This window comes from Inquilinus sp. (genome assembly GCF_057815775.1).
In genome coordinates this window covers 1-7,182 of sequence record NZ_JBYRFX010000978.1, presented here as the reverse complement: position 1 = coordinate 7,182, position 7,182 = coordinate 1, and the positions used below count along the sequence as shown (strand labels likewise).

Sequence of the window (7,182 nt, the reverse complement as noted above, 5' to 3'; positions counted from 1 at the left end):
TCGGGGCCGGTCTTACTTGACGTCGGCCGCGACCTGGATCTTGACGATCTTGTCCGGGTTCGCCGGCGGCTCGCCGCGCTTGATCTTGTCGACGAACTCCATGCCTTCGACAACCTGGCCCCAAACGGTGTACTGGCCGTTCAGGAAGTCGCCGGCGGCGAACATGATGAAGAACTGGCTGTCGGCGCTGTTCGGGCTCTGCGACCGGGCCATGCCCAGGGTGCCACGCTTGAACGGCTCCTTGCTGAACTCGGCGTCGATCTTCTGGCCCGAACCGCCGGTGCCGGTGCCGGTCGGATCGCCGGTCTGGGCCATGAAGCCCTCGATCACGCGATGGAAGACGATGCCGTCATAGAAGCCCTGGCGCACCAGCTCCTTGATGCGGGCGACGTGCTTGGGGGCGAGGTCGGGGCGCAGCTCGATCACCACCCGACCATAGGTCAGGTCGAGGTAGAGGGTGTTTTCGAGATCGCGGGCCGAAGCCGTATTGGCGATGGTCATGGCGAGGAGAAGACTCCCGAGAAGTTTGAAGAAACGCGTCATGCGCTGGGCGCTCCGGACGGGTCGCGAAAGGTCGCGCAGACAAGCACGGGTCGGGCCGCGAGACAACCCGGTGCGGCATGTCGGCTCCTCGGGGGTGCCGATTCTCAGCAGCCGTCGGCAGTGTCGGGGCCGGCGTAGCTCCTGGTCAGGAGGATGCCGAACTGCTGCTTCAGCGCCTTCTCCGCATGGCAGAACCTGGTGGTGGACTGCGCCGTCACCACCGGCTGGAACATGTCGCTGGTGGTGCCGACATCCTCGCCCGCGACCAGTTGGAAGACGGTGAAGTCGACCAGGGCTGCGCCGGAAATCCCCTCATCCGGATTGTAGCCGCGCTGGGCGACGAAAACGAAGGTGCCGGGCTTGCCGTCGATCTTGCCGCGCATGAAGCGCACGCTGCGCACCACGTCCTCGCCGGTGTGCGGGTCGTCGCGGATGGTGTCCTCGAAGTCGCCGCCATCCTTGCCCGGCGTGTCGAAGCCGACCACCTCGGAACCGCCGCCGTTGCCCTGCATCAGCACCAGGTACAGGTCGTAGCCATGGGCGTTGCCGTTCTCGCGCCAGCCTAGGGTGACGATGGCGCTGCGCCCGTCCGGCGCGAAACGCTCGACCGTGTTCGGCCCCGGCTTCAGCGGGATGGGCACCAGGTCGGTCAGGCGGGGCTGCTGCGCCGCGGCGGCCGGGCCGGCGATGCCGAGCGCCAGCAGGGCGGACAGGAGAAGGCGGGTCGGCAGGCTCATGGTCGCGGTCTCGTGGAAACGGGGGAGCGGAAGGATGGCCGGGCGAATGCGGCGCCGTCAGGGCGCGGGGCGCAGCGGCAGCCGCCTGCTGTCCTTGATGGTGTCGAGCACGATGCGCGAGCGGATGGCCGAGACGCCGTCAATCCGCATCAGCGTGTCCATGATGAAGCGGGACAGGTCCTTCAGGTCCGGCGCCACCACCCGCAGTTCGTAATCGGCGTCGCCGGTCACGGCGCAGCACTCGACGATCTCGGAATGGCGCTGCACCGCCTCGCGGAACGCCTCCGCGGTGAAGGCGCCGTGCTTCTCCAGCGTGATCGAGATGTAGGCGGCGACGGCCAGCCCGATCCGGTCGGGGTCGAGCAGCGCGGCATAGCCGCGAATCACCCCGGCTTCCTCCAGCCGCTGCAGCCGCCGGGCGCATTGCGACGGCGACAGCAAGACCTGCTCGGCCAAGGCGATGTTGCTCATCCGCGCGTCGGCCTGCAGCGCGGCCAGGATCCGCCAGTCGAACGCGTCCAGCGTCTCCGTCGCCATGTCAGCGCATCCTCGCCGTGACCGATGCGCGAATCGCGCATACCGCTCGCGGGACCATACGCCCGGCGGCCTTCGTCGTCAGCCCGGCGGCGGCCGCTTCCAAGATGTGGGCATGCGGGTGTTCCCCTTGGGTTCTCCCCCGGGCATGCCCACATCTTGGAAGCGGGGCGCGCCGGGTGGCCGCCCCTACCATCCCAAGGTTCAGTCATGCCCGGCTATGAAACCCGCTTCCTCCTCGACGCCTCGGCGCCGGGGCCCGAGACCTCGACACCCTCCGCCGCTGCCATCGGCGGTGAGGCGCTCGATTCCTATTCCCGCACCGTGATCGATGCGGTGCGCGCCGCCGCCCCGGCGGTGGTGCATCTCCGCGTCTCCGGCAAGGGGCCGGACGGCACGCCGATGCCGCGCGGCAGCGGCTCGGGCGTGATCTTCACCCCCGACGGCTTCGTCCTGACCAACAGCCATGTGGTCCGCGGCGCCGCCTCGATCAACGCCACGCTCAGCGATGGCCGCAGCGTCGTCGCCTGGCCGGTCGGCGACGATCCCGACACCGATCTCGCGGTGCTGCGCCTGCATGACAGCGTGCCCGGCTGGGCGCCGTTCGGCTCCTCCGCCACGCTGCAGGCCGGCCAGCTGGTGGTCGCCATCGGCAACCCGCTGGGCTTCGAGGCGACGGTGACGGCCGGCGTGGTCAGCGCCCTCGGCCGGTCGCTGCGCGGCCTGTCCGGCCGCCAGATCGACGGCGTGCTGCAGACCGATGCAGCACTCAACCCCGGCAACAGCGGCGGGCCGCTGGTCGACGCCGCCGGCCGGGTGGTCGGCATCAACACGGCGATGATCGCGGGCGCTCAGGGCCTGTGCTTCGCCATCGGCAGCGACACCGCCTCCGTGGTGGCGTCGGCGCTGATCCAGCACGGCCGGGTGCGTCGGGCCTCGCTCGGCATCGCCGCGCAGACGGTGCGGCTGCCGCGGCCGATGCAGCTGTCGCTCGGCCTGCCGGAGGCCGGCGGCGTGCGCGTGGCCGAGGTGCTGCCCGGCGGGGCGGGGGCTGCGGCGCTGCGCGTCGGCGACGTCATCCTGGCCATTGATGGGCATCCGGTCGATGGGGTCGATGCGCTGCACCGGCTGCTCGGGGTCGACCGGGTGGGCATCGCCACCGCGCTCCGGCTGCTGCGCGACGGCCGGGCCCAGGAGGTCACGGTGACGCCGCGAGAGCGCTCGTAACGGCGGCAGGGTCCCGTGATGGCGGAGGATGGGTCTTCCCTTCCTCCTACGCACGGGACCCTGCCCATGTTCAATCGCCGGACCGTTCTCCTGCTCGCCGCTTTGATCGCCGCTCCGATTCTGCCCGCCGTGGCGGCCGAGGCGCCGCACCCGGTCAACACGCTGGGCTCCACCGACAACGTCGCGATCCGCGGCTACGACCCGGTGGCGTACTTCGTCGATGGCGGGCCGCGCCAGGGCAAGCCGGAGTTCGCGGTGCAACAGGACGGCGCGACCTGGTGGTTCGAGAATGCCGCCAACAAGGCCGCGTTCGAGGACGATCCGGAGAAGTACCTGCCGGCCTATGGCGGCTTCTGCGCCTATGGCACGTCGCGCGGCCATCTCGTGAAGATCGAACCGGAGGCCTGGTCGATCGTCGACGGCCGGCTGTACCTGAACTACGACCTCGGCGTCCAGGCCACCTGGATGAAGGACCGGGCCGGCAATATCGGCAAGGCCGACGCCAACTGGCCCAAGCTCGATTCGAAGAGCGTCCAGTAACGGGAACTGCCAGCCGGGCGCGGCACCGCGCCCGGCCGGGCCGTCACTTGAACTTGGTGGCCAGGCTGATCGCGTAGCCACCGACGCCACCGCCCATCAGGATCACGCCCGGCAGGTCGTGGGCCTCGATGTTCCCGAAGTTCTTTTCCGGGGTGTAGAAGCCGGTGCGGGCGTACTGGGCGTCGTAGAAATCGCCCAGCCGCTTGGCATAGGCCACCTGCTCCGGTCCGTCGGTCGGCTTCTGCGCCTGCGCCATGACGTAGGTGTGCAGCGCCATGTTGACCTCACGCTGCGAGGCGATGGCATCGCCCGGATACAGCTTCACCCGCTCGGCCATGAAGCCGGCCGCCTTGGCCTCCGCGCTGTCGTTCTGCTTCAGCGACACGCGCCGCAGCCCGTCCCACGCATCGGTCAGGTCGGGCCAGGCCAGCCCGGCCTGGCGGTACAGGCTCTTGGCATCGTTCGGGTTCCGGGCCTCTGCCGCCTTGGCCTGGGCCAGCAGGGACGTGGCCTTATCGCGGTCGAAGCCGGCATCACCCGGCGTGGCCGAGGTCTGGAGCACGGTGGCCGGCAGCGGCTCCTGGGGCGGCGTCGCGGCGCAGGCGGCGAGGGCGCAGAGGGCCAGCGGAAGGAAGGGGCGCAGCAGCATGGTGCTTTCCTTAGCGCAAACCGCCGCGCGCCGCCATGGACCTGTCGTCCCGTACGGCCCGCCTGGCCAGGTCGCGACGGATGCCGGCATGCCGGAAAAGCATTTTCGCGGGATCTCCAAATCCATATCAACCTACGCCGGGGCCGGCACTGGCCTTCGATATCTTTTCTTCGAGGCTGACTCCATCCCTTGGCAAGGGTCGCTCAAGAACAGGATCGCTGTCTCGGTATCGGCGGTGGGGCTCGGCGATGGACAGGGTGAAACGATGGGTTCAGGAGCATGGCCTATGGTACAAGGCCGTGGCTCGCGCCGATCTCGAAAGCGAAATCGCGACGTCCCGGTCATCGGCCTCGGACGCAGGTCGGGACCCGGAGGTCGAGGACGGCCCGGCGGGCGAACTTCAGACATTCCGCATCGCTCCTGATCGGGACGTGCAGGTGGCCGTTGGCCCGGATGGCAGCATCGCGTTCACCTGTCCGGCTCCGCCGATCCGGGAGGTCACCTTCTCCGGTGGCGGCGGCAAGGGCGCGGCCTATCCCGGGGCCGTAGCGGCCCTGGAGGAAGCCGGCGTCCTCCAGGGCATCAGGGTTGTCGCCGGTGCATCCGTGGGCGCCTTGACCGCGGCCCTGGTTGCTGCCGGCCTCACGCCGGAGGCCTTTGCCGAGCTGGCCAACGATTCGGGGCTGGGCGGCAAGATCAACGAGGGCCGCAACCTTCTCATGGCCCTGTTCAACGGGGGGCTGTCGGGCGCCGGGCTCGAGAGCCTGGTTCGCGAGGCCATCCGCAAGGCCGTGCAGGCGCGGATTGAGGACTACCTCCACAGCGGCCAGGATGACGACCGCGTCCGCGGCGTCCGTGACAAGCTCGATCGCGGCGAGCCCGTCACCTTCGGCGACCTCAGGGTCATGTCCCGGGTGATGCCCGAGATCAAGGAGCTGGTGGTTGCCGGCACCCTGATGGGGGATGACGGCAGGACGCCCGGCACCATCGAGAAGGGCAAGCCTCAGCTCGCCATCTTCAGCGCGGATACCGAACCGGATCTGGACATCGCCGTGGCCGTCCATGCCTCGGCCGCGCTGCCTCCCGTGTTCAAGCCGGTGGACATCAAGCTGTCCTCCGGCGTCACCGGGCGCTTCGAGGACGGCGGCGTGATGAACAACACCCCCACATCCGAGCTGATCGGCGCCAGGCGTTCGCTCGATCCCGTTCCGGCGGAGGCCAAGATGACCTTCGTTTTCCAAAGCCACACGCCGCACCAACTTGCCCGTGGCACCGTAGAGCCATACAGCCAGCGCCGAGCCCGGCGGGTTCGCAACCGCGTCAGCGACTGGGTGGCCAAGGCCCCGAATACCGCCGCCATGTATACGATGAAGCGCGGACTTGCCGATCGGCCGGAAGAACTCGTGGTGGTGCCGCTGAAATTTCTTGTGCCCAACAGAACCGACGGGCCCGCCCTGGCCAGGGCCAAGGACTATCTGCGTTTCAGGAGGACGAAAGATTACACCACCACGGTGGGTGGAACCGCCAATTTCGCCATTCCGTTGGCCAGCAAGACACGATTGCAGGATCTGACGGCGGATGAGACGCGGCGGCACATCGAGAGGCGGCGCGAACCGCAGACCTGGAGATTCCGGAGCGCCGGCCAGATGCTGCACGGCATCAGCGGGGCGGACCTTGCCGGGCTGGCCCGCGACAACTATCCCGGGGCACAGGAAGCCTTGGAGTTCCGTGCTGATCTCGCCAACGCTGTGGCCGGCCTGGAGGCCATGGCCGGCGACGGCGGCGGCCTGGCGCAGCCGGACATCCAGGCCGGGCTGCGGTACCTGGAAACCCTGGCGGCCGGCGATGCGGATCGCCTGGCTGCCGTGGGACGCGCGCTCAACGCCAGTGGCAGGCTGGATGCCCTGCTGGATGACGCCCGGGCGGCGCGTGTCACCGAGGCGGTGGACGTCCTGAAGGCCGGGGTGGCTGTCGCCAACGCGTTGCGTGCCCGCAGCCATGCCCAGATCGTCCTGCGCGAGGTGGTTCACCCGCTGCGGGTGTCTGTCGATCCCGAGGGCGAGGACAGCCAGATCCTGATGGTGATGGACGCTCTGCTGCGCGAGGCGAACGCGCCGGATGAGGTGAATCAGGCCCTCGAGATCGGCGTCGAGTATCTCGGACGCAACCCGGACCGCCTGCGTCGCCGCAATCGCAGGCCCCTGGCCGGCGAACTGAGATCGTACCGGATGTAGAGGGCCGCTGGCGCCCGGGCGACCGGCCTCAGCCGCCGCGCGGCGGCTTCAGGCCGCAGCCGCGCAGGATCAGGCTGGTGACGTGCCGGCTGGCCACCAGGAAGGTGTCGTCATCCATCGTGTCCCGCCCCAGCACCGCCCGGATCTGGGCGTCGAAATCGGCATAGGTCTGGGTCGCCGCCCACAGGGTGAACACCAGGTGCCGCGGGTCGACCGGGGCCATGCGGCCGGCGGCGATCCAGCCCTCGATCACCCGCGCCTTCTCGTCGATCGTCCGCTTCAGCTTGCCGGAGAGGTAATCGGCGACCTGCGGCGCGCCGTGGATGATCTCGTTGGCGAAGACCTTGGACGCCAGCGGCCGGCTGCGCGACCAGCGCATCTTGTCGCGGATATAGGCGGCCAGCGCCTCGGCCGGGTCGCGCTCGGGCACCAGATGGTCGAAGGCGTCGACCCAGAGGTCGAGGATGCGGGCGAGCACGGCGCGGTAGAGCGCCTCCTTCGTGCCGAAATAATAATGGATGTTCGCCTTGGGCAGGCCAGAGCGGTCGGCGATCGCCTGCATGGCGGCGCCGGAGAAGCCGGCCTCGGCGAAGACCGCCTCGGCTGCGTCGAGGATCCGCGCCTCGCGCTGGCGGCGTGGGCGCCCGGACGGCGCGGGCTCGGCCTCGGCCTCGATCTGCCGCATCGCGGCTCCTCCCGATTCGGCGCTCAGCTTAAC

Annotated in this window: 8 protein-coding genes; 3 read left to right on the top strand and 5 right to left on the bottom strand. The window is 69.4% G+C overall.

Translation table 11 applies throughout. The features are described from left to right. Nucleotides 1–12 precede the first annotated feature (12 nt). The 3 genes from AC3XYG_RS35055 to AC3XYG_RS35045 form a co-directional block, all read right to left on the bottom strand. Nucleotides 13–543, bottom strand: a complete 531-nt coding sequence (locus AC3XYG_RS35055; protein ID WP_489144522.1) for a peptidylprolyl isomerase — start codon at nt 541–543, stop codon at nt 13–15. A 104-nt stretch (nt 544–647) separates the two neighbouring features. After that, the gene (locus AC3XYG_RS35050; RefSeq protein ID WP_489144521.1) at nt 648–1,280 is read right to left on the bottom strand and encodes a hypothetical protein; all 633 of its coding nucleotides are present in this window, start codon (nt 1,278–1,280) and stop codon (nt 648–650) included. Between the two features lie 57 nt (nt 1,281–1,337). Next, a complete protein-coding gene (locus AC3XYG_RS35045) occupies nt 1,338–1,817 on the bottom strand; it encodes an Lrp/AsnC family transcriptional regulator (protein WP_489144520.1) in 480 nt (159 codons plus the stop codon). 207 nt (nt 1,818–2,024) lie between these two features. On the opposite strand from AC3XYG_RS35045, the gene AC3XYG_RS35040 reads away from it, so the two are divergent. Continuing rightward, nucleotides 2,025–3,041: a S1C family serine protease gene (locus tag AC3XYG_RS35040; protein WP_489144519.1), complete on the top strand. Its 1,017-nt coding sequence runs from the start codon at nt 2,025–2,027 to the stop codon at nt 3,039–3,041. A gap of 66 nt (nt 3,042–3,107) precedes the next feature. Next, nucleotides 3,108–3,581, top strand: coding sequence for a YHS domain-containing (seleno)protein (locus AC3XYG_RS35035; protein WP_489144518.1), 474 nt, complete (start codon nt 3,108–3,110; stop codon nt 3,579–3,581). A gap of 43 nt (nt 3,582–3,624) precedes the next feature. Here AC3XYG_RS35035 and AC3XYG_RS35030 read toward each other — a convergent pair whose 3' ends face one another. Further along, entirely contained in the window at nt 3,625–4,230 is a 606-nt protein-coding gene (locus AC3XYG_RS35030; protein ID WP_489144517.1) for a hypothetical protein, read from the bottom strand. 248 nt (nt 4,231–4,478) lie between these two features. Here AC3XYG_RS35030 and AC3XYG_RS35025 point away from each other — a divergent pair, with 248 nt between their 5' ends. Beyond that, nucleotides 4,479–6,464, top strand: coding sequence for a patatin-like phospholipase family protein (locus AC3XYG_RS35025; RefSeq protein ID WP_489144516.1), 1,986 nt, complete (start codon nt 4,479–4,481; stop codon nt 6,462–6,464). A 28-nt stretch (nt 6,465–6,492) separates the two neighbouring features. Here AC3XYG_RS35025 and AC3XYG_RS35020 read toward each other — a convergent pair. Continuing rightward, the coding region (locus AC3XYG_RS35020) for a TetR/AcrR family transcriptional regulator (protein WP_489144515.1) at nt 6,493–7,182 on the bottom strand (690 nt) is incomplete at its 5' end.